The 21250-nt window shown below is 42.7% G+C and carries 26 protein-coding genes; all 26 read left to right on the forward strand.

Translation table 11 applies throughout. The annotated features are described in order from the left end of the window. The first annotated feature begins 4 nt into the window (after positions 1-4). The 26 genes from trmFO (at position 5) to fliR (ending at position 21243) form a co-directional block, all read left to right on the forward strand. On the forward strand, positions 5-1321 hold the full coding sequence (gene trmFO, locus HQN90_RS06320; RefSeq protein ID WP_173216941.1) for an FADH(2)-oxidizing methylenetetrahydrofolate--tRNA-(uracil(54)-C(5))-methyltransferase TrmFO: 1317 nt from the start codon (positions 5-7) through the stop codon (positions 1319-1321). A gap of 193 nt (positions 1322-1514) precedes the next feature. Further along, entirely contained in the window at positions 1515-2069 is a 555-nt protein-coding gene (gene hslV / locus HQN90_RS06325) for an ATP-dependent protease subunit HslV (protein WP_173216942.1), read from the forward strand. Positions 2070-2147: 78 nt separating this feature from the next. Beyond that, a complete protein-coding gene (hslU, locus tag HQN90_RS06330) occupies positions 2148-3545 on the forward strand; it encodes an ATP-dependent protease ATPase subunit HslU (protein WP_173216943.1) in 1398 nt (465 codons plus the stop codon). A gap of 38 nt (positions 3546-3583) precedes the next feature. Further along, entirely contained in the window at positions 3584-4369 is a 786-nt protein-coding gene (gene codY, locus HQN90_RS06335) for a GTP-sensing pleiotropic transcriptional regulator CodY (protein ID WP_079408925.1), read from the forward strand. Positions 4370-4600: 231 nt separating this feature from the next. Then, positions 4601-5008 (forward strand): flagellar basal body rod protein FlgB, encoded by a 408-nt coding sequence (gene flgB, locus HQN90_RS06340; protein WP_079408926.1) that lies wholly within the window; start codon positions 4601-4603, stop codon positions 5006-5008. A gap of 6 nt (positions 5009-5014) precedes the next feature. Further along, a complete protein-coding gene (flgC, locus tag HQN90_RS06345) occupies positions 5015-5464 on the forward strand; it encodes a flagellar basal body rod protein FlgC (protein ID WP_173216944.1) in 450 nt (149 codons plus the stop codon). Positions 5465-5484: 20 nt separating this feature from the next. Continuing rightward, positions 5485-5793 carry a flagellar hook-basal body complex protein FliE gene (gene fliE, locus HQN90_RS06350; protein ID WP_173216945.1) on the forward strand — a complete coding sequence of 103 codons (309 nt, stop codon included), beginning with the start codon at positions 5485-5487 and terminating at the stop codon, positions 5791-5793. A 43-nt stretch (positions 5794-5836) separates the two neighbouring features. After that, entirely contained in the window at positions 5837-7423 is a 1587-nt protein-coding gene (gene fliF / locus HQN90_RS06355) for a flagellar basal-body MS-ring/collar protein FliF (protein WP_173216946.1), read from the forward strand. A gap of 12 nt (positions 7424-7435) precedes the next feature. Next, complete coding sequence (gene fliG / locus HQN90_RS06360; RefSeq protein ID WP_173216947.1) at positions 7436-8452, forward strand: flagellar motor switch protein FliG; 1017 nt, start codon at positions 7436-7438, stop codon at positions 8450-8452. Next, the gene (locus HQN90_RS06365; RefSeq protein WP_173216948.1) at positions 8445-9260 is read left to right on the forward strand and encodes a FliH/SctL family protein; all 816 of its coding nucleotides are present in this window, start codon (positions 8445-8447) and stop codon (positions 9258-9260) included. Before fliG ends, HQN90_RS06365 begins: the two co-directional genes overlap by 8 nt. Continuing rightward, positions 9260-10585, forward strand: coding sequence for a flagellar protein export ATPase FliI (gene fliI, locus HQN90_RS06370; protein ID WP_173216949.1), 1326 nt, complete (start codon positions 9260-9262; stop codon positions 10583-10585). Before HQN90_RS06365 ends, fliI begins: the two co-directional genes overlap by 1 nt. Positions 10586-10594: 9 nt before the next feature. Beyond that, positions 10595-11038, forward strand: a complete 444-nt coding sequence (gene fliJ, locus HQN90_RS06375) for a flagellar export protein FliJ (protein ID WP_173216950.1) — start codon at positions 10595-10597, stop codon at positions 11036-11038. A gap of 23 nt (positions 11039-11061) precedes the next feature. Continuing rightward, complete coding sequence (locus HQN90_RS06380) at positions 11062-11982, forward strand: MotE family protein (RefSeq protein WP_173216951.1); 921 nt, start codon at positions 11062-11064, stop codon at positions 11980-11982. A 33-nt stretch (positions 11983-12015) separates the two neighbouring features. Further along, on the forward strand, positions 12016-13473 hold the full coding sequence (locus HQN90_RS06385) for a flagellar hook-length control protein FliK (protein ID WP_173216952.1): 1458 nt from the start codon (positions 12016-12018) through the stop codon (positions 13471-13473). A 34-nt stretch (positions 13474-13507) separates the two neighbouring features. Then, a complete protein-coding gene (locus HQN90_RS06390) occupies positions 13508-13951 on the forward strand; it encodes a flagellar hook capping FlgD N-terminal domain-containing protein (RefSeq protein ID WP_173216953.1) in 444 nt (147 codons plus the stop codon). Then, the gene (locus HQN90_RS06395) at positions 13948-14334 is read left to right on the forward strand and encodes a TIGR02530 family flagellar biosynthesis protein (RefSeq protein ID WP_173216954.1); all 387 of its coding nucleotides are present in this window, start codon (positions 13948-13950) and stop codon (positions 14332-14334) included. The genes HQN90_RS06390 and HQN90_RS06395 overlap by 4 nt, the downstream gene beginning before the upstream one ends. Positions 14335-14421: 87 nt before the next feature. Beyond that, positions 14422-15243, forward strand: coding sequence for a flagellar basal body rod protein FlgG (flgG, locus tag HQN90_RS06400; protein ID WP_173216955.1), 822 nt, complete (start codon positions 14422-14424; stop codon positions 15241-15243). A gap of 60 nt (positions 15244-15303) precedes the next feature. Continuing rightward, positions 15304-15525 carry a flagellar FlbD family protein gene (locus HQN90_RS06405; protein ID WP_079408938.1) on the forward strand — a complete coding sequence of 74 codons (222 nt, stop codon included), beginning with the start codon at positions 15304-15306 and terminating at the stop codon, positions 15523-15525. Beyond that, positions 15526-16011: a flagellar basal body-associated FliL family protein gene (locus HQN90_RS06410; RefSeq protein WP_173216956.1), complete on the forward strand. Its 486-nt coding sequence runs from the start codon at positions 15526-15528 to the stop codon at positions 16009-16011. It begins immediately after the preceding gene. A gap of 35 nt (positions 16012-16046) precedes the next feature. Beyond that, the gene (fliM, locus tag HQN90_RS06415; protein ID WP_173216957.1) at positions 16047-17045 is read left to right on the forward strand and encodes a flagellar motor switch protein FliM; all 999 of its coding nucleotides are present in this window, start codon (positions 16047-16049) and stop codon (positions 17043-17045) included. Beyond that, positions 17035-18300: a flagellar motor switch phosphatase FliY gene (gene fliY, locus HQN90_RS06420; protein WP_173216958.1), complete on the forward strand. Its 1266-nt coding sequence runs from the start codon at positions 17035-17037 to the stop codon at positions 18298-18300. The genes fliM and fliY overlap by 11 nt, the downstream gene beginning before the upstream one ends. 24 nt (positions 18301-18324) lie before the next feature. Next, complete coding sequence (locus HQN90_RS06425; RefSeq protein WP_028558282.1) at positions 18325-18687, forward strand: response regulator; 363 nt, start codon at positions 18325-18327, stop codon at positions 18685-18687. A gap of 47 nt (positions 18688-18734) precedes the next feature. Then, positions 18735-19364 (forward strand): flagellar biosynthetic protein FliO, encoded by a 630-nt coding sequence (locus HQN90_RS06430; protein WP_173216959.1) that lies wholly within the window; start codon positions 18735-18737, stop codon positions 19362-19364. After that, on the forward strand, positions 19361-20134 hold the full coding sequence (gene fliP, locus HQN90_RS06435) for a flagellar type III secretion system pore protein FliP (protein ID WP_079408942.1): 774 nt from the start codon (positions 19361-19363) through the stop codon (positions 20132-20134). The genes HQN90_RS06430 and fliP overlap by 4 nt, the downstream gene beginning before the upstream one ends. A gap of 26 nt (positions 20135-20160) precedes the next feature. Further along, positions 20161-20430: a flagellar biosynthesis protein FliQ gene (gene fliQ / locus HQN90_RS06440; RefSeq protein ID WP_079408943.1), complete on the forward strand. Its 270-nt coding sequence runs from the start codon at positions 20161-20163 to the stop codon at positions 20428-20430. A gap of 12 nt (positions 20431-20442) precedes the next feature. Further along, positions 20443-21243, forward strand: coding sequence for a flagellar biosynthetic protein FliR (gene fliR / locus HQN90_RS06445; protein WP_173216960.1), 801 nt, complete (start codon positions 20443-20445; stop codon positions 21241-21243). Positions 21244-21250 lie beyond the last annotated feature (7 nt).

Below are 21250 nucleotides of genomic sequence, written 5' to 3' on the forward strand. Positions count from 1 at the left end.
GATTTTGCCAGAATATCCAAGGGTAACAGTCATCGGTGCAGGATTGGCTGGAAGTGAAGCTGCCTGGCAGATTGCCCGTCAAGGCGTGCCTGTTACTTTATATGAAATGCGTAATGTTCGCAAAACGCCAGCACATATTACGGATCAATTCGCTGAGCTAGTGTGCAGCAACTCGCTTCGCTCCAATGGTCTTATGAATGCTGTAGGTGTGTTAAAAGAAGAAATGAGACGAATGGATTCACTGATTCTCTCATGTGCTGATAAGCATGCTGTGCCTGCCGGTGGTGCTTTAGCGGTTGATCGTGACGGTTTTTCGCAAGCCGTAACTTCAACGCTAAGGAATCACCCGCTCATTGAGGTTCGCAATGAAGAAATTCAAACCCTGCCTGAAGGCATTACGATTGTAGCTTCAGGTCCTTTGACTTCTCCAGCACTTTCAGCGGATCTCAAAACATTAATGGGCGAAGAATATTTATATTTCTATGATGCAGCAGCGCCGATTGTTGAGAAAGACTCGATTGATATGAACAAGGTTTATCTGGCTTCCCGTTATGACAAAGGAGAAGCCGCCTATCTGAACTGTCCGATGACGGAAGAAGAGTTCAATATTTTCTATGAGGCTTTAATCACGGCTGAAGTTGCAGAGCTTAAAGAGTTTGAGAAAGAGATTTATTTTGAAGGTTGTATGCCTTTGGAAGTCATGGCAAAGCGCGGCAAGCAAACGGTCCTGTTCGGACCGATGAAACCCGTAGGTCTAATCAATCCGCATACAGGGAAAATGCCGCATGCGGTTGTGCAGCTTCGTCAAGATAATGCCGCGGGTACGCTGTATAACTTAGTTGGCTTTCAAACCCATTTGAAATGGGGCGAGCAAAAAAGAGTGTTGTCTCTCATCCCAGGATTAGAGCAAGCAGAATTTGTTCGCTACGGTGTGATGCACCGAAACACATTTATCAACTCACCGAAGCTGCTTGAGCCAACGTATCAATACAAGCATCGAGAGGATCTGTTTTTCGCAGGACAAATGACGGGCGTTGAAGGTTATGTAGAGTCTGCGGCTTCCGGCTTGATTGCTGGATTGAATGCAGGGCGATTAGCTAAAGGCCAGCCATGTGTGACTCTTCCGGCGGAAACAACGCTAGGCAGTATGGCGAATTATATTACGACAGCTGATGCCAAGCATTTCCAGCCGATGAATGCAAACTTCGGATTGCTTCCACAGCTGCCTGAGCGAATTCGGAACAAAAAGGAAAAATATGAGAAGCTGGCTAACCGCGCGTTAGAGAGTATTCAGAATTTTTCGAAAACGCAAGTCGAATAAGTTGTAATCTCGGTATTCACTGTGGTACTATAATTATGTTTTGTGGCATTTTTCATTCGTTTCCTCATACATTTACCTCTAGATGCGGTCTTTTTTCGATTTGACCTCGCTAGAGGTTTATCTCTTTTAGGAGACCCTAACGGACACAAGGACTTACTTCATGGTTATGATTCCATTTGAGAGGTGAGATAAGATGGATTCCAGTCAAGCAACATTTCATGCGACAACCATTTTTGCGATTCGTCATCAAGGTAAAGGTGCAATTGCCGGAGATGGTCAGGTGACATTCGGAAACAGTATGATTATGAAAAGCAGTGCCAAAAAAGTACGGCGTTTACATAGAGGCAAAGTTATCGCGGGATTTGCCGGTTCTGTTGCGGATGCAATTACACTTTTCGAGAAATTTGAAGGCAAGCTTGAGGAACACCATGGTAACTTGCAGCGTGCAGCGGTAGAGCTTACGAAGGATTGGCGTCAGGATCGCGTATTGAGACGACTTGAAGCTATGATGATCGTCATGGATGCTTCTGGTTTGTTGCTGCTTTCCGGCAATGGGGAAATCATTGAACCAGATGATGGCATTCTGGCGATAGGTTCCGGTGGAAGCTTTGCTTTAGCTGCCGGTAGAGCGCTTCATCGTCATGCACCAACACTCAGCGCCAAAGAAATCGCACATGCGGCCTTAACAACTGCTGCTGAAATCTGTGTGTTCACGAATCACAATATTATTGTTGAAGAGATCGAGTAATTTCGTTGTTGGTTTTTCATTTGAAATACTTACGATATTAGTTTTGCTCAAGGCAAAACTTTTAGGAGGGTATCCTACATGGCAAACAGCTCCCTTACACCTAAACAAATTGTTCAAGAACTGGATCGATACATTGTAGGTCAGAAGAAGGCGAAGAAGTCAGTGGCGATCGCATTGCGCAATCGTTATCGGAGAAATCTTGTCGATGAAGCCATGAGGGATGAAATTGTCCCTAAGAACATCCTGATGATTGGTCCTACCGGTGTGGGCAAGACCGAAATTGCCCGCAGACTTGCAAAATTGGTTGGTGCGCCATTCATTAAAGTTGAGGCTACGAAATTTACGGAAGTTGGCTACGTTGGACGGGATGTCGAATCCATGGTCCGGGATTTAACGGAGACGTCTGTCCGTATGGTGAAAGCCGAGCGCATGGAGAAGGTGAAAGACAGAGCTGAGAAATTAGCGAATGAGCGTCTGGTTTCTTTGTTGGTGCCAAGTGCTACTCGTTCCAAAACGCAGCGTAACCCCTTTGAGATGCTGTTTGGTGGTCAGAATCAACCTGAGCAGGAGGAAAGCGCTCCTGACCCGTCTATCGCTTCTAAACGGGCAGAAATCGCAGAACAATTGACACATGGTAAATTAGAGAATGAGCTTGTGGAAATTGAAGTGGAAGACTCGTCTCCTTCGATGATGGATATGCTCGCAGGTCAAGGCAATGAGCAAGCTGGCATGAACATGCAAGAGATGTTCGGCAATTTGCTGCCCAAAAAAATGAAAAAACGCAAACTGCCGGTCAAAGAAGCAAGGAAAGTGCTCACGCAAGAAGAGGCGCAGCGATTAATCGATATGGATGAGGTTATTCAGGAGTCGATTCATCGTGCTGAACAATCCGGCATTATTTTTATTGATGAAATCGATAAGATTGCAAGCAGCAGCCGCGGCGGCAGCGGTCCTGATATTTCTCGTGAAGGCGTGCAGCGTGATATTCTGCCAATCGTTGAAGGCTCGACAGTTGTGACGAAATATGGCCCTGTGAAGACGGACTACGTGCTTTTCATCGGTGCAGGGGCGTTTCACATTGCCAAACCATCTGACCTTATTCCGGAGCTTCAAGGCCGGTTTCCAATTCGCGTTGAATTAAGCGATTTAACTTTGGAAGACTTTGTTTCTATTTTGAAAGAACCCAAAAATGCTTTAACTAAACAATACACCGCCTTGTTGCAAACAGAGGGTATAACGGTTGACTTCGCGGAAGAAGCTATTTATGAAATTGCTCGCATTGCGGTCGAAGTGAATCAAAATACAGAGAATATCGGGGCTAGACGTTTGCATACGATTCTAGAGAAGCTGTTAGAGGACTTGTCTTTTGAGGCGCCTGAAATTACTCTGGAGTCGATTGTGATTAACCCCGAATATGTGCGTGATAAGCTCGGTGATATTGTACAAAATCGAGATTTAAGTCAATACATTCTATAATGATTGAGTGCATGGTGACGTAAGTAGGAGGCAGTTACATGAGTTTACTAAACAAAACAAGAAGGCTTAATCGCTTGCTGCAAAAAGAAGCAGGCAATGCGGTTAGCTTTATGGATATGGCTGAAGTATTAAGGGATATTGTTATTGCCAACATCTATGTTGTCAGTCGTAAAGGCAAAATCCTCGGCTATGCAACAACGAATGATCCTGTCTCATTAGAGATGAATCAATCCATTCTGATTGAACGCAGGTTTCCGATTGAATCCAATAATCTTCTGTTGAAGATTGAAGAGACATCGGCAATTGCTGAACCAGACAGTCCTTACTTCTATTACACGGAGCAAATGAAAGATATGTTTCCATATATCCATACGACTTTAGTACCAATTATTGGTGGAGGAAGTCGATTGGGAACGCTGATTCTAAGTCGAAATGAAGGCACTTTTATTGATGACGACTTAGTTCTGGCTGAATACGGTTCAACCGTTATTGCCATGGAAATTCTAAGAGAACGTGCGGAAGAAATCGAAGAAGAGGCAAGAAGCAAAGCCGTAGTTCAAGTGGCGATAGGCTCCTTATCTTTTAGCGAGATGGAAGCTGTGGAACATATTTTCGAGGAATTAGACGGCAAAGAAGGACTCTTGGTAGCCAGTAAAATTGCCGATCGAGTCGGCATCACGCGTTCCGTTATTGTAAATGCACTTCGCAAGTTAGAAAGTGCGGGAGTTATCGAGACGCGTTCGCTTGGCATGAAGGGCACTTATATCCGTATTCTAAATGAACAATTAATGCAAAGCATTGAACAAATCAAGACCAAACTTTAAGTAAACACATCGAAAAGCCCTCTCTGGTAAAAAAGATAGGGCTTTTTTCTTATTGTAAGTTAGTCTAATATCTTAGATGATAAGAAATGTAACAAAAGGTTTTACATATTTCTACAATATGGAACTAATTCGAATTATTTTTATAAAAATAATGTCGAAATAAGAAGGATTACTCAATTCCAATGTTGAAATATAAAATTTAAATACGCTATAGAAAGGAGGGTAACTACTATGTCTTTGTTAGACAAGCCAAGTTGGAACTTAATGGAGCGTTCACTCGACGCATCAACCTTGAGACAAAAGGTGGTAGCGAACAACGTAGCTAATGTTGATACACCCTACTTTAAGCGCTCGGATGTACTGTTTGAAGATCTTCTCCAAGGTCAGATGAGTTCATCAACACCCTCTATAGAAGGTTATCGGACAGACAGTAGGCATTTCTTTATAGGGAAATCAACAAATTTGCCAAATACAGAAATAAAAACCGATGAATCGACAGCGATTAATAACAACATGAATAATGTTGATATGGATTACGAAATGTCTTTGATGGCTAAGAACCAGCTTAAATACAATACAATGATTCAACAGATGAACAGCGAATTCAAAAAAATGCGCACGGTGCTAGGAGGGAAATAATATCCAATGAGACTTACGAATGGATTTGATATCAGTTCATCAGCACTTACGGCTCAACGATTAAGAATGGATGTAGTCTCCTCTAACATCGCGAATGCGGATACAACACGAGCGAAGTTTGTTGATGGAAAATGGGTTCCATACACAAGAAAACTAGTTTCATTTGAAACAAAATCTCAACCAACCTTTGCCCAGTCACTTCAGTCAGCGATGGCGGATGGCACTGGAGAAGGCGTGAGAGTGAATAAGATTTTCGATGATTCCTCACCGATGAAGATGGTCTACAATCCAACGCATCCAGATGCGGACGGCAACGGGTTCGTAAGTATGCCCAATGTTGACATTCTTAAAGAGATGGTTGATATGATGTCAGCAACAAGATCATATGAAGCGAATGTTACAGCGCTGAATGCAAGTAAATCGATGATTACGAAGGCGTTGGAGATTGGTAGATAACGACTACAGGAGGTTGCGTCATGATTGATAAAATTAGCTACAGTCCACTCAATATCATGAGCTCAGTCCAACCGAAGGATAATTCGGGTGAAGGAGCTGCTGACCTCGGGAAAAGATTTGGTTCTTTTCTGAACGACGCGATAACGAACTTAAACACACAACAACAGCAAGTTGATCAGCTGAATCAGAGTTTCATTAAAGGTGAGCTATCCGATGTACATCAACTAACAATTGCCTCCGAAAAGGCAGCTTTAGGTCTTGAACTGACTGTACAAGTCAGAAATAAAGTCCTAGAGGCTTACCAAGAAATGATGAGAATGCAGCTGTGATATCACAAAATGCTGCTAAACTTTGGTTCGATGAGGTGACAGAGTGAACGAGAACCTGCTCCAGTACTGGGAAAAGGTGAAGCAATATTGGAATCGATATAGTAAAACGACAAAGATCACTTTTCTAGCAACCGTGTTCTTATTGATTCTAACTGCCGCAATAATAAGTATTAATTTATCCAAGACTGACTATTCATTAGCTTTTACCGAATTGCAGCCTAGTGACGCATCTGCTATCAAGGGTTATCTGGATACAGCTAAGATTCCTTATAAGCTTAGTGCTGATGGTAAAAGTATCGAAGTTCCAACAACTGAAGTCGCAAATGTAAAGCTTGGGGTTGAATCACAAGGTTTAAACAAGAATGGTTCCTTAGGTTTTGGTGCTTTTAGCAAAAGCAGCTCCTTTGGTATTACGGATAACGAATTTAAAGTGAAATATTTGAACGCAATTCAAGGGGAATTGCAGCAGCTGATTAACTCTAATCAAGCAATCGCTAGCTCAAAGGTATTAATTTCACTTCCTGAAGAAGGTCCGTTCTTGCAACAACAGCAAGAGAAAGCAACAGCATCCGTTGTCCTGCAAATGAAGCAAGGCAATACATTGGACCAAGGCAAGATCGATACAATCTATAACTTAATTTCTCACAGTGTGAAGAATCTTCCCGTAGAAAATATTACGATCTCCAATCAATATGGAGAAAGCCTGGTTTCTTCCAAGGCTGGCGGCACATCCTCTTCAGGACTTGTCTCGAACCAAAACGATATTAACAACCAATTCCGAAATGATTTGCAAAAAAACATCAACAATATGTTAGGCACGATGTTTGGTCGGGAGAAAGTTAATGTCAGCGTCTTCTCCACGATGAATTTTGATCAAAAGAAAAGTAAAGAACAATTGGTAAACGCGCCAAACCAAGTTGATCAAAAAGGTTTGGAAATTTCTCTGCAGGAAGCTACGGAGTCTTACGTAAACAAGGGAGCAGATGCAACAAGTGGTGTGCCGGGAACTGGCGCTACCGATGTGCCAGGTTATCCGGGCTCAAGCGCATCTGGCAACTCTAACTCCGAAAAAAATAGCAAGACTGTGAATTATGAAGTAAACCGAATTACGAATGACATTATCTCTACTCCCTATGTTGTCAAAGATTTAAGCATTAATGTCGGTATCGAGCCGCCGGTTGCAGATGATCCCAATTCTTTGACGGCTGAAACAAAGGCTGCGGTTCGAAGTGCATTAGAGAACATTGTGAGAACGGCACTAGCTGACAATAAGGTTACATATACAGACGAAGAAATACAGAAAAAAGTTACAGTATTCGCTCATTCTTTTGCAAAACCTAAAGATACGCTTGCTTCCTCAACAACTAAGTATTTAATGTATGGCGGTCTTGCACTAGCAGCGCTTGCCATTGGACTTATTGCTGGTTTGGCAATTCGCAAACGCAGAAAAGCTGCTTCACTGCAATTGGAACAAGATATGAACATCGCAGCAAGCAAAGCAGAGCTTCCAACCATCGACATTGAAAATATAACTAATGACAATCAAGTGCGTAAGCAGCTGGAAACTCTTGCGAAAAAACGTCCAGAAGATTTCGTGAATCTGCTTCGCACTTGGTTAGTAGACGAATAGAGGTGCACTTGTATGGCCAAAGGTGCTTTGCAAGGGTTAACCGGACGACAAAAGGCAGCCATTCTTTTGATCAGTTTAGGCCCTGAGGTGTCAGCTCAAATTTTTAAACACCTGCGTGAAGAAGAAATTGAGCAGCTTACTCTTGAGATTGCAAATGTCCGAAAAGTTGATTCTTATGAAAAAGAATCCATTTTATCTGAATTTCATCAAATTTGCTTAGCTCAAGAGTTTATTTCTCAAGGCGGTATAGCCTACGCTAAGGATATTTTGGAAAAAGCGCTGGGAACTCAAAAAGCCTTCGATATTATCAATCGTTTGACGGCTACCTTGCAAGTTAGACCGTTTGATTTTGCGAGAAAAGCGGATCCAGCCCAAATTTTAAACTTTATACAAAATGAGAACTCTCAAACGATCGCTTTGGTGTTATCTTACTTGCAGGCTGAACAAGCTTCAATTATCTTGTCTTCATTGCCGCAAGATAAGCAAGCAGATGTTGCTAAACGTATCGCGCTTATGGACAGTACTTCACCTGAAGTTATTAGCCAAGTAGAACGGGTTTTGGAGCAGAAGCTTTCATCGACTGTTACGCAGGATTATACAAATGCGGGTGGTATTGCTTCTATCGTACAAATTCTGAATGGCGTCGATCGCGGTACAGAGCGTACGATTCTAGACTCACTGGAAATTCAGGATCCGGAATTAGCTGAAGAAATCAAGAAACGTATGTTCGTCTTTGAAGATATCGTCAATATCGACAATCGTTCTATTCAACGGATTATTCGCGATATCGAAAATGCTGATCTGCAGCTTGCACTCAAAGTGGCGAGCGAAGAAGTACGCGATGTCTTGTTCAAAAACATGTCCAAACGTATGGCGGAGACGTTCAAAGAAGAAATGGAATTCATGGGCCCAGTTCGTTTGCGAGACGTGGAGGAAGCTCAAACCAGAATCGTTGCCACTATTCGCCGCTTAGAAGAGTCTGGCGAAATTATCATCGCGCGTGGTGGAGGAGACGATATTATTGTCTAATATCATTAAATCATTTGCATATTTCCCTTTAGATGACAAGAAATTAGTCGAGACTATCTTGCCATTGCAGTTCATGCAGAACGAAGGATCAAATGAGTTAACAGCCGAGCAGCAACAGGAAATAACGGAAGCCACGTCGATGAAGGATCAAATCCTTCAAGACGCTGAGGCTTTTGCTAATGAACAAATTCACCAAGCCATGCAGGAAACTACTGCGCTGCGTGAACAAACAAGCGAAGAAATTAACCATTGGTGGGAAGCTCGCCGTGCTCAAGATGAAGAGCACATTGCTGTATCCAAACAAGCGGGATATGAAGAAGGCTACCAGCAAGGAATGGCGCAAGCCGAAGAAGTGCTTCGACAAGAGTATGGAGAAATGTTGGCCGAAGCTAAGGCTATTTTGGAGCAATCCTATAAGCTTAAACAACAAATCATTCAAGAATCAGAACCTTTTCTCATAGAGCTTAGCACGTCAATTGCTGAGAAAGTGATTGGCCGCCAATTGACGCTGAACCCTGAATGGGTGATTGATTTAATTCAAACGGTTCTCTCACGTAGACGCGAGAAGGGAATTATCGCTCTATGTGTTGCACCATCGCAGTTCGCTTACATACAAGATGCGCGTGAGGAATTACTTACTTCCATTGATTCGCAAGCAGAGCTGCAAATTATTCCGGATTCAACCGTGCAAGATCGTGGATGTGTGATTCGTTCGTCATTTGGTAGCATTGATGCCAGAATTGATACTCAGTTGAAAGAGATCAAATCGGCATTACAACAATTGGCCACTCAAAGCGAGGGAATCTGATGGAAAATACGCTGCCCAAAGCAGATAAGTACAAAGAACATTTGCATTCGATTGATCCGATTCGCGTCAACGGCAAAGTGACACAGGTCATTGGTTTGACGGTTGAATCGGAAGGTCCGGATGTCAGTATCGGAGATCTTTGCTATATTTATCCACACAAATCGAACAAACCGCTAAAAGCAGAGGTAGTAGGTTTCAGAAGCAACAAAGTCGTGCTGATGCCACTTGGTGATTTAGATGCAATTGGTCCCGGCTGTGATGTTGTTGGAACGGGGAAACCACTTACGGTACAAGTTGGTCATGAGCTGCTTGGCAAAGTATTGGACGGTTTGGGACAGCCATTAGACGGGTCATTTCTACCTTCCAGAATGGCACAATACTCGACCAATAATACACCAGGCAATCCGCTTACGCGTCCTCGTGTTCTTCATCCAATTTCGGTTGGCGTGCGCTGTATTGATGGGCTGCTAACAATTGGCAAAGGACAACGTGTTGGTATTTTCGCCGGCTCCGGTGTTGGTAAAAGTACGCTGATGGGCATGATTGCCCGGAATACTTCAGCTGATGTTAACGTGATTGCTCTAATTGGAGAGCGTGGTCGAGAAGTTCTTGACTTCATCGAAAGAGATTTAGGCCCTGAAGGATTGGCTAGATCTGTTGTGATTGTAGCTACGTCAGACCAACCTGCATTAATACGGATTAAAGGTGCAATGATTGCGACAAGCATTGCGGAGTATTTCCGAGATCGTGGCTTAAATGTCATGATGATGATGGATTCCGTCACTCGTTTTGCAATGGCGCAGCGTGAAGTTGGCCTTGCTGTTGGTGAGCCTCCTGCTACACGGGGGTACACGCCTTCGGTTTTTGCCATGCTGCCGCGATTGCTCGAACGATCTGGAACTGGTCCCAAAGGATCGATAACAGCCTTTTATACGGTGCTCGTTGATGGAGATGACATGAATGAGCCCATTGCTGATGCGGTGCGAGGTATTTTGGACGGGCACATTGTTCTTAATCGAAGCATAGCGAATAGAGGACATTATCCAGCAATTGATGTATTATCCAGTGTCAGCCGCGTCATGAAAGAAATTGTTCCTACTGAACATATGGAAGCTGCTGATCAATTAAAGCGACTTCTCTCTATATATAAAGATTCGGAAGATCTTATCAATATTGGGGCGTATCAAAAAGGTTCCAACTCAAATATTGATATTGCCATGGATAATATTGAGGCCATATGGGATTTCACGAAGCAAAAGACAAATGAAAAGTTGACTTACGAAGAAGCTCAAGAACGTTTGATTCATGAATTTTATAAGGGATGAGGGTCCTGAATGAACTTTCGTTATTCTTTCCAACAAATTGTCAATTTAAAAAACAATGAAAGAACACAAGCGGAGTGGATATTGTCTGAGGCAATGGGGCAATTACGGACGGAAGAAACGAATCTATACGGTTTATTTGAGCAAAAAGAATCTTTGCACAACGAAATCGCTCATGTAACGAGCAAGTCGGTTTCGATTTCTCAAATGCTTACGATGCAAAGCTATATGAATCATGTTGATCAGCAAATTGCCCGCAAGCATCAAGATGTGAAGCAAGCTCAACACGTTGTACTGAAAAAGCAAGAACATCTATCTGAAAGAATGATTGATGAAAAAGTGTGGTCCAAGGCGAGGGAGAAGGCATTCAACCAATTTCAATCGTTTGTCGCCAAAAAAGAGCAGGATGCGCTGGATGAAATGGCCACAAACCGTTTCAAGCGATTAACGTATTGAGGAAGTAAAGGGGGGAAGAGGAGATGGCTGATTCAAACATAGAGGGTACATCTTATAGTGCACTGGAGAGATTTCTGATATGGTTTGTCATCCCCTTTGTGTTTACGGCGGTTTTGCTCTTCGTGCTGTTATCAATTTTTGATTATGATATCAAGAGCAGTATTCAGAAGGCACTACATAATATACCGGTCGTAGGGACGATCGTTCCTGCTCCCAAGGAGAAAAGTGTTGTAAGCAGTTCTGGAAAAACACAGACTGCTGATCAAAGTGTTAAAGCTAAAGATGACGAAATCACGAAACTAAATGCACGAGTTGCAGAATTGCAAACAGCTTTGCAAAAAGCAGAATCGACTTCAGGACAGAAGGATGAATCGATGAAAGATGCTCAATCGAAGCTGGCTGAGCTTGAAGAGAAGCTGAAGATGAAGACGCAAACCGAAGAAGAATACAACGCTCAAATTACGCAGTTAGCCAATATGTACGCCAAGATGACACCTAGCAAAGCAGCGCCGATCATCGAGGCATTAACACCAAAGGAAATGGTCCTCATTTTCTCGATGATGAAATCTGACAGTCGTGGGGCTATTCTTGAAAAAATGGATGCAGCCAAAGCTGCGGTAGCTTCCATAGGACTTAAAGATGTTGTTCCTGTCCGGGACAAAGAAATTGCAGCCTTACAGGAACGATTAGCAACGAATGGTTCTAAAGATACTGCCAAGGCTGCAACAACGACAGTCAGCAAAACAGATCTTGGTCAAACCTTTGCTAATATGACACCCAAAAGTGCTTCAGCAGTCTTGCTTGAAATGAATAAAGCAAATCCAGATAAGGTTTTGGCTATTCTAAGTGGAATGGACAATGCCTCCCGATCCAAGCTTATGTCATCGCTCTCTGATGCGAATAAGGAAGTCGCAGCTTCCATTTCAGCTAAACTTGTTCAATAGTGGATGTTGATTCCATGAAGGGAGGTGAATAAAATGGATGTTCAAGCAGCTACAGTACCAACAGCGAACAAAGCTGTCGCAACACAGAACAAAACAGCCACAACACCGAGCGGCAAAACTGCGGCAACAGGCAGCACTTCCACAGATACGTTTAATCAAGTATTAGGTGGGCAGGTTGCAGGGCAGGATTCAACTGCAGGAGATGTGAATGCTTCAGATCCAGCGCTTTCACTTGATATGCTACTGCAGATGCTGCAAAGCCTAGTTATGCCGCTTCAAGGAGCTGTTGCACAGCCTAAACAAGGAACAGAAGAGCAGCCGCTCCCTGAAATGCTGCTAGAAGCAATGAATAGCAATCCAGCGCTTGCGCAGCAATTGCTGCAAGACCCAAAAGTTAGCAAATGGTTCGCAGACGCAAAGCAGTTGTTGCAAACGCTTGGAGACAATACATCTGGCGGAGCATTTAGCTTACCAAGTGCTTTGAATTTACAAACTGCGGATTCGTTGAACCTGGATGCTCAGAACACATTGTTGACGCTAGCTTCCTTAACGAAACAACAGCCAGAAAACCCTATTGTGCAGTTTTTGAATCAAAATCTGCAGAACACGATTCAGCCCTTGCTTCCAGAGCTTATGGCGTCCTTAAGTGGACCAGCTTCTAATGCGAAAAGTGTGAAAACGACAACGGATGCCGCTGAAGGTTTGATTGATGCTAACAAAGATGAAGTTGCTCCTATCGACCGATCTAATCATCACAAGCGTGCAAGCAATCTACCTATTACACCAAAATTAGTGGAAGATGCCTTCACACTCGTTCAAGCGCCAAAATCTAAATTAGAGCTGCTTGCTGTCAAGAATGTTCTTCTCGCGTCGTCAATCGAAACCAATACGGGTTCAAAGGAAGCTTTAATTGACCTTGTGGATCTGCCAATCGAATCGGATGTATCATCGAACACGATTGTGACGATTGCTGATCTGCAGAAAGCGCAGATTGCCAATACAGCAGTTGCCAAAGCACCTGCTACCATTAATGCTGCTAATTTTGCAGAAGAAATGACAGACCACGTCATGAAGAACTTGAAGATTACAGTGGCTGGCAGTTTTTCTGAAGCCAAGCTTTCCTTGTTCCCCAAAAACCTTGGTCAAGTTGATGTAAGAATTTCGATGCATGATGGTCAATTAATCGCTCAATTTGCTGCAGATTCCTTAGCTGGCAAACAAATGTTGGAAAGTCAACTGCCTTCTTTGAGACAAGCTCTTCTCATTCAAGGATTACAAGTCGAAAAGCTTGAAGTAACGCAAAATCAAAACATGCAATCCAGCATGTTCCAAGAGCAGCGGCAACAGCAAGCATTTGGTCAATCCCAACAACAAAATAAAAACCGATCCGGCAATTTTCAAGAGGATCTGCTTGATTTTAATCAAGAAATTGAAACTGTTGCACAAGCACGAACGGCATTTAATGGAAATTCCTTCGATGTCATTGCCTAACTAGCGTTTATATGAAGCCAGCGGAGGTGAAAGAGTGGCTACAAACCCGATTGTTGGTAATGTTACCGATTTAATCAATGCAGGTAACAATGCCAAAAGCAAAGAGAAAGACAAGTCCACATTGGGCAAAGATGATTTCCTTAAAATTTTGATTACACAGCTTCAAAATCAAGATCCGACGCAGCCTTTGCAAGATAAAGAGTTTATTGCCCAGATGGCGCAATTTACTTCTGTTGAGCAATTGACGAATATGGCTGGCGAAATGAAGCTAATGCGTCAATCTCTAGGATTTGTTTCAGGGTTAATCGGCAAATCCATTACTTGGACAGATATAGACTCGTCAGGAGCTTCTGAAGAAAAGTCTGGTATCGTTGATTCCATCACATTTAAAGACGGTAATCAATATGCCAATGTGAAGGGAGTGGAAATTCCTCTTGACAAGCTCAAGAAAATTGAGAATGTCGGAGAAAGCAAATGACAGAGAGAATTTCCATAGGACAGCTTTATCCTAATGCGGTTTCTCCTGCGACTACTAGACGAACACCTGTACAGCAGCCGGCATCAACACCCGGAATTCCTAATTTTCAACAACTTCTTCAGGATCAATTTGTTCGTTTCAGTCATCATGCAGAAGTTAGACTCAAAGAGAGAGGCATTCAATTAAAGCCTGAGCAATTGGACAAGCTTAGCCAAGCGATCGATAAGGTAGCTGCTAAAGGCGCCAAAGATGCGCTCATGATTCTAGGCGGGAATGCTTTAATCGTGAATGTTCCTAACCGAACTGTAGTGACTGCGCTTGACGGAAACTCTATGAATGAACATGTATTCACTCAAATCGATAGTGCAATAGTTATTGCTTAATGAACAGGCTCGACCGTGCAGGAAGCCTGGAGCTGTGGAACGAATGAAGCAGCTCATGATGTATATAAACCGATTGGAGGCCCATAGATGTTAAGATCTTTATACTCAGGCGTTTCAGGTATGCGTGGTTTTCAAACAAAGTTAGATGTAATCGGTAATAATATTGCGAACGTTAACACAATTGGCTTCAAAAGTTCCCGTGTTATGTTCAAAGATATTCTCAGCCAAACGGTTTCAGGCGCAAGTGCTGCCGATGACAACCGTGGCGGTGTGAATGCGCAGCAAGTTGGTTTAGGCGTTAGTTTAGCAGCCATTGATACGGTTCATACGCCAGGAAGCGCGATGACAACGAATGTAACGACTGATTTGCGTGTGAATGGAGATGGATTCTTCGCTGTAGGCACTACAGAGCAAGTAGATGCTCCCTACTTAACAAGGTCTGGTAATTTCACTTTGGATGCAAGCAGAAACCTTGTTAATGCGGAAGGCCTTCATGTTATGGGTGCCGATGGTGGTGGTCCGATCGTTATTCCCGAAGACATTGTCTCTTTCTCTATCTCGCAAAATGGAGACATTATGGGGGTTGACGCCACAGGTGCAACTGTCGCAACAGGTCAAAAAATTGGCGTTGTTAAAGTTGTCAATCCATCCGGTCTAGAGAAGATTGGCGGCAATTTGTATCGTATGACGGCCAATGCCAATCCGAATGGTGAACTTACAGTTGGCGCTCCAGGCAATCCTGAAACAGGCACAGGCACGCTAATTTCAGGTCAATTGGAAATGTCCAATGTGGATTTGACAGGTGAGTTCACAGAAATGATTATTGCACAACGTGGTTTCCAAGCGAATTCACGGATTATTACAACTTCCGATGAAGTATTGCAAGAAGTCGTTAATCTTAAACGTTAATTTTCAGTAATGTGAAGTAGGGGAGCTAGTCTCCCCTAATCCTGATGAAGGAGGGGAAACATGATTTCTCTCACACGTTTAAACGGCAAGCCCATTTTCTTGAATGCCATTTTGATCGAACAGATTGAAGAGACGCCAGACACTATGATCAGTTTGACAACGGGAAAGAAAATCACAGTTCTCGAAAAGGCAGAGGTTGTGGTAAGCTTAGTGCGGACCTATATGCAGGAGATTGGCTCAGTTCGAGCGACAATAAAGTCCATGGATGCGGAGGGTTCGTAAGTGTTTAAGAACAAAATTTTCATACTCATTGTATCTATTCTAATTGCGATTACACTGATTTTGACAGCTGCTTTTGTATTGTGGAACTTTATGGAGAAAAACAATGAATCCAAGGATCCGGCAGTAAAAGCACAAGATGCTGTTGCCAGTGTAAAACCAACGAAAGCTCCTTCCGCTGAAGCAGTCAAAGCCAATACGGCAATCATCAAAGATATTTTGACGAATTTGTCTGGAAGTCAGAACTTCATTAAAATCAGCTTCGCTTTTGAATTGGAAAATGCTAAAGGCAAAACAGAGTTTGACAGCTTGTTGGATTCCGCGGTTAAAGGAACAATTGTACAAGCACTAGGCGATTTAACCAAAGACCAGATTGAAGGCAGTAAAGGTTCCGATTCTTTAACTTCTACGTTAATGAACAAACTTAACCCATTATTACATGAGGGTAAAATCAAGCAAATTTGGATAACCGATAAAGTACTTCAATAACTCGCTTTTGATTTTGCTTAAAGGAGGTGACTCGAATGGTTGATGTTCTGTCGCAAAATGAGATCGATGCCTTGCTAGCTGCATTGTCCTCAGGTGAAATGGATGCGGATGAACTTAAAAAAGAGGATACGCAGAAGAAGGTAAGGGCTTATGACTTCAAAAGAGCGGTACGCTTCTCTAAGGATCATATTCGAAGCTTAACCCGGATTCACGAGAACTTTGCGCGATTTTTAACAACGTACTTTTCTGCACAACTTCGTACCTTCGTACAAATTAGTGTTGTCCAGGTGGAACAGCTACCTTACGACGAATTTATTCGTTCGATCCCGAAAATGACCATTTTGAACATCTTTGAAGCGGAGCCTTTAGAGGGTCGAATGGTGCTTGAGGTTCATCCCAATGTTGCTTTTGCTATGTTGGACCGTTTGTTGGGCGGTGCAGGGACTACCCCAACCAAAATTAACGCTTTAACCGAGATTGAAACCATTGTCATGGAACGTATCTTTAGCAGAGCCTTCGATAGTTTGCAAGAAGCATGGAAGACCGTTATTGATATTCAGCCTCGATTAGAGGCACTTGAAACCAACCCGCAGTTTATGCAAATTGTTTCGCCCAATGAAACGATTGCACTGATTTCACTCAGTACCAAAATCGGTGATACAACAGGGATGATCAACCTATGTATCCCTCATGTGGTCATCGAACCGATTATGCCACGTCTCTCCGTTCATCACTGGTTCGTTTCCCAGAAAAAGACGAGAGCACCTGAAGAAGTGGAAGCACTTCAATCGCGCTTGGAAAAAACCAAGTTGCCTCTCATTGCAGAATTGGGTACATCTGAAATTACGATACGTGATTTTCTTGGCTTAACCGCTGGCGATGTTATTCCCCTGCATAAATCCGTCGAAGATTCGCTTCAAGTCAAAGTGGGCGAGAAGCTGAAATATCTCGGAAGCCCTGGTACCTTAAAAGGGAAGATGGCTGTACAGATTACAGAAATCGTAAATGAAGGAGAAGAAGATTATGACGAATAACAGAGATTATTTGTCCCAAGAAGAGATCGATGCTTTATTGAGACATTCATCGGACGATAGTTCAGCCTCTTCTTATCACGGGCCTCCAAGAGTTGAAGATTATTTATCTTCGTTAGAGCAGGATGCACTTGGTGAAATTGGAAATATCACTTTCGGCAGTGCAGCTACAGCTCTTTCGACCTTGCTTGGCAAGAAAGTTGACATTACGACACCGAAAGTATCGGTTATCGGCAAAGAGGAATTGCAAGAGCAGTTTCCTAAACCGCATGTAGCCGTTCATGTTAACTATGTTGATGGTTTCGATGGCATTAATTTGCTTGTCATCAAAACTAGCGATGCCCAAGTTATTGCGGACTTAATGATGGGTGGAGACGGTACGGGCGGTGATGAACATCTCAGTGAGATTCATATCAGTGCCGTGCAAGAAGCGATGAATCAGATGATGGGTTCGTCGGCAACATCCATGTCTACAATCTTTAATCGATTTGTCAATATCTCACCTCCTGGAATCGACATATTAAATTTGTCGAAAGGAGAAGGAAAATTGCCTGATGAGGACGTATTTATTAAGATATCGTTCCGACTCATCATTGGAGATCTTATCGATTCGATCATCATGCAATTATTGCCTGTTCCTTTCGCCAAAGAGATGGTTTCGATCCTAATGGGTGGAGATGGTTCTGATGCTGCGATGGAAGCTGCTCCAGCTGTGCAAGCACCTGCTCCTTCCGCGCCGATGCAAGAGGTTCATACACCTCCTCCTGCACCTGCTCAGCCCGTTTATGAGCAGCCGGTGTATCAACAACAACAGCAGCAGCCGATGTATGAACAACCGATGTACCAGCAACCACCTATGGGACAGCCGATGTATCCACCTCAGCAGCCAATGTATCAGCAGCCTCCGGCAGCATACGGTGGGATGCCGAATCGCAATGTAAATGTTCAACCTGTTCAATTCGGGAATTTACAATCCAGTTCGATGTCACATGCAGATGATACAAACCTTAATTTACTACTGGATATACCGCTTAAGGTAACCGTAGAATTAGGCAGAACTCATAAGGTGATTAAAGATATTTTGGAATTGTCACAAGGGTCTATTATTGAATTGGATAAGCTGGCAGGTGAGCCTGTTGATATCTTAGTGAATAATAAGTTAATTGCCAAAGGCGAAGTCGTAGTCATCGATGAAAACTTTGGGGTTCGTGTTACGGACATTGTGAATCAATGGGAACGAATTCAAAAGTTACAATAATTTAATTCTAGGGGGACTTTATTCATGGCTAACCGTATTCTTATTGTTGATGATGCAGCGTTTATGAGAATGATGATTCGTGATATTTTATCCAAAAATGGTTATGAGGTTTGTGGCGAGGCAAATGATGGCGCACAAGCGATTGAGAAGTACAAAGAATTAAAACCAGACCTGATTACAATGGATATCACAATGCCGGAGATGGATGGCATTCAAGCATTGAAAGAAATTAAGAAGATTGAACCTAATGCTAAAGTCATCATGTGTTCCGCAATGGGGCAGCAAGCTATGGTTATTGATGCCATTCAAGCTGGCGCCAAAGACTTTATCGTAAAGCCGTTCCAAGCAGACCGTGTTATCGAAGCTATCAAAAAGACTCTAGGTTAAACCGTTAGGTTCGATTGAGTCTTACATAAACCGAAAGGGATGTGATTATGAGAAGACTCCAATCGAAACAACTGTCAATGATGTTACTCAGTGTAGCCGCGATGTTGTCTACTGCGTCACCGAGCTTTGCTGAAACAGAGCCGGGACAAGGTCTCCCAGCATCAGATTTTCCGACTACCGACTCTTTTGATTCTTTTGGAATGATTGTCAAGGTCATTTTCTTTCTCGTATTGATCATTCTTTTGTTCTTCGTACTTATCAGATATGTTGCAAAGAGAAATAAAGGCGCCATGTTTGGGAACTCGATTCGCTCTTTAGGAGGAGTTCCCCTTGGGCAAAATAAGTCGATTCAAATTGTTGAAATTGGACATTCGCTCTTCGTGGTTGGCGTCGGTGAGAACATTCAGCTGCTGGATAAGATCAATGACGCCGATGAAGTAGCCTACATTTCGGAATTGCTTACGTCCTCACAGGATGATCGCGTGGGGTTTGGAACACTGAGTAAATGGCTCAATAAGCTGTCAGTCAGAAAGAAGGACATTGAAGAGGAAGTGGAGATCACTTCTTCGTTTCAACAAGTATTTCACGACAAGCTTCAGCGTGTGACAAACCGAAATAAAGATGCCCACGAATGGCTTTCTGATCAAAAACAAACAGATCGGTTGAATGATGAATGAAGAGAAAAAAATTAGTACTTACCTTAATGATTGTGTTAATCTCTGTGTTTCTTTTATCTCTTACAGCTTCCGCTGCTGATACGGACCCTAATAATCCTATTCCAGGATTAAATGTAAATATTGGTACTGGAGGCACTGCCGCGGGCTCTTCAAATACGGTAACATTGTTATTATTGTTAACCGTTTTGAGCCTTGCACCTTCTTTTCTTATTTTAATGACGAGCTTCACACGTATTGTAATTGTGCTTGGTTTCGTGCGTACGTCACTGGGAACTCAGCAGATGCCACCCAATCAGGTTTTAATCGGACTCGCTCTGTTTTTAACCTTTTTTATTATGTCTCCAACTTTGGGCGAAGTTAATCAAACAGCTCTGCAGCCGTATTTGAAGGGGGAAATTAATCAAACCCAGGCTTTTGAGAAGGCATCCCTGCCAATGAAGAAGTTTATGTTCAAACATACGAGGCAGAAGGATTTAAAGCTGTTCCTGGATTACACCAAAGCCAAAGCACCTACAGGTGTTGAAGACATTCCTATCACTACGTTAGTTCCGGCTTATGCGATTAGTGAACTGAAATCAGCTTTCCAGATGGGATTTATGATTTTCATACCGTTCCTAGTCATCGATATGGTTGTTTCCAGTACGCTAATGGCCATGGGGATGATGATGTTGCCGCCTGTTATGATTTCATTGCCTTTCAAGATCCTGCTGTTCATTCTAGTGGATGGTTGGTACCTTGTTGTGAAATCATTACTCCTAAGCTATGGTTGAGGATCAAGATATCGGAGGTTTACTAAATGGGTTCGGAATTTGTTATTCGAATTGCCGGTGAAGCAGTATATACCGTACTGAAAGCCAGTGCGCCAATGCTTGTCATTGGACTTGTTGTGGGTCTAATGGTAAGTGTTTTTCAAGCAACAACACAAATTCAAGAGCAAACCTTGGCTTTTGTTCCTAAAATTGTTGCAGTTCTGCTGTCCATTTTAATCTTTGGACCGTGGATTATGAATACACTGGTTGATTTTACGTTTAACTTACTCAACAACCTTTACAAATTCGTTGGATAGGTTGTGAGCGATATGACGACCATGTTTTTTCAGGTTATTCCTATTTTTTTGCTTATCTTTTGTCGAATTACATCATTCTTTGTCGTGGTTCCCGTGCTATCTTCCAAAAATGTGCCGATGATGTTCAAGATCGGTCTTTCTGTATTCATCTCTTTTATTATTTTTGCGAGCATGGGGTTGGATAAGCCAATACCCATGGACGGTGAATACGTTCTGTTGATCATTCGTGAAATGCTTATAGGCGTTTTACTTGGTTTTCTGGCCTATATTTTCTTTACAGCCGTGCAGGCAGCTGGTGCCTTCATGGACATGCAAATCGGCTTTAGTATGGCGAGTGTCATCGACCCTTTAACAGGAGTTTCCTCTCCGATGCTGGGCAACCTCAAGTACATGATTGCGATTTTGCTTTTTCTGTCCTTTGATGGACACCACTTCTTGATTAGAGCCATCATTGAAAGTTACCGTTGGGTACCGCTGGACAACCAATTGTTCGCTCATATCTATAACGGTGAAATATCGGATTTTCTATTGAAATCGTTGTCTAAAATGTTTTATCTTTCATTCCAACTTGCTGCTCCTATTGTAGCAGCCCTTTTTTTGACAGATTTAGGTTTAGGGCTGTTAACCAGGGTGGCACCGCAATTCAATATTTTTGTGATCGGCGCACCATTAAAAATGATTTTGGGTTTTTTCCTGCTAGTGTTGCTGTTTCCAGAATTAATTTCCCAATTTCAAAATTTATTTGCAACGATTTTTGATCACATGGAGAAGTTGCTCCAACTCATTAGTGGTACACAGCAACCATCTCCCTAAATAGGAG

The sequence above is a fragment of the Paenibacillus alba genome (genome assembly GCF_013204855.1).
GTDB classification, from domain to species: Bacteria; Bacillota; Bacilli; order Paenibacillales; family NBRC-103111; genus Paenibacillus_E; species Paenibacillus_E alba.

What these genes read in the sequence shown, in the direction of transcription:
- hslV (WP_173216942.1), top strand. Translation starts at nt 1,515, where the DNA reads ATGGATTCCAGTCAAGCAACATTTCATGCGACAACCATTTTTGCGATT.
- hslU (WP_173216943.1), top strand. Translation starts at nt 2,148, where the DNA reads ATGGCAAACAGCTCCCTTACACCTAAACAAATTGTTCAAGAACTGGAT.
- codY (WP_079408925.1), top strand. Translation starts at nt 3,584, where the DNA reads ATGAGTTTACTAAACAAAACAAGAAGGCTTAATCGCTTGCTGCAAAAA.
- flgB (WP_079408926.1), top strand. Translation starts at nt 4,601, where the DNA reads ATGTCTTTGTTAGACAAGCCAAGTTGGAACTTAATGGAGCGTTCACTC.
- flgC (WP_173216944.1), top strand. Translation starts at nt 5,015, where the DNA reads ATGAGACTTACGAATGGATTTGATATCAGTTCATCAGCACTTACGGCT.
- fliE (WP_173216945.1), top strand. Translation starts at nt 5,485, where the DNA reads ATGATTGATAAAATTAGCTACAGTCCACTCAATATCATGAGCTCAGTC.
- fliG (WP_173216947.1), top strand. Translation starts at nt 7,436, where the DNA reads ATGGCCAAAGGTGCTTTGCAAGGGTTAACCGGACGACAAAAGGCAGCC.
- fliI (WP_173216949.1), top strand. Translation starts at nt 9,260, where the DNA reads ATGGAAAATACGCTGCCCAAAGCAGATAAGTACAAAGAACATTTGCAT.
- fliJ (WP_173216950.1), top strand. Translation starts at nt 10,595, where the DNA reads ATGAACTTTCGTTATTCTTTCCAACAAATTGTCAATTTAAAAAACAAT.
- HQN90_RS06380 (WP_173216951.1), top strand. Translation starts at nt 11,062, where the DNA reads ATGGCTGATTCAAACATAGAGGGTACATCTTATAGTGCACTGGAGAGA.
- HQN90_RS06385 (WP_173216952.1), top strand. Translation starts at nt 12,016, where the DNA reads ATGGATGTTCAAGCAGCTACAGTACCAACAGCGAACAAAGCTGTCGCA.
- HQN90_RS06395 (WP_173216954.1), top strand. Translation starts at nt 13,948, where the DNA reads ATGACAGAGAGAATTTCCATAGGACAGCTTTATCCTAATGCGGTTTCT.
- flgG (WP_173216955.1), top strand. Translation starts at nt 14,422, where the DNA reads ATGTTAAGATCTTTATACTCAGGCGTTTCAGGTATGCGTGGTTTTCAA.
- HQN90_RS06405 (WP_079408938.1), top strand. Translation starts at nt 15,304, where the DNA reads ATGATTTCTCTCACACGTTTAAACGGCAAGCCCATTTTCTTGAATGCC.
- fliM (WP_173216957.1), top strand. Translation starts at nt 16,047, where the DNA reads ATGGTTGATGTTCTGTCGCAAAATGAGATCGATGCCTTGCTAGCTGCA.
- fliY (WP_173216958.1), top strand. Translation starts at nt 17,035, where the DNA reads ATGACGAATAACAGAGATTATTTGTCCCAAGAAGAGATCGATGCTTTA.
- HQN90_RS06425 (WP_028558282.1), top strand. Translation starts at nt 18,325, where the DNA reads ATGGCTAACCGTATTCTTATTGTTGATGATGCAGCGTTTATGAGAATG.
- HQN90_RS06430 (WP_173216959.1), top strand. Translation starts at nt 18,735, where the DNA reads ATGAGAAGACTCCAATCGAAACAACTGTCAATGATGTTACTCAGTGTA.
- fliP (WP_079408942.1), top strand. Translation starts at nt 19,361, where the DNA reads ATGAAGAGAAAAAAATTAGTACTTACCTTAATGATTGTGTTAATCTCT.
- fliQ (WP_079408943.1), top strand. Translation starts at nt 20,161, where the DNA reads ATGGGTTCGGAATTTGTTATTCGAATTGCCGGTGAAGCAGTATATACC.
- fliR (WP_173216960.1), top strand. Translation starts at nt 20,443, where the DNA reads ATGACGACCATGTTTTTTCAGGTTATTCCTATTTTTTTGCTTATCTTT.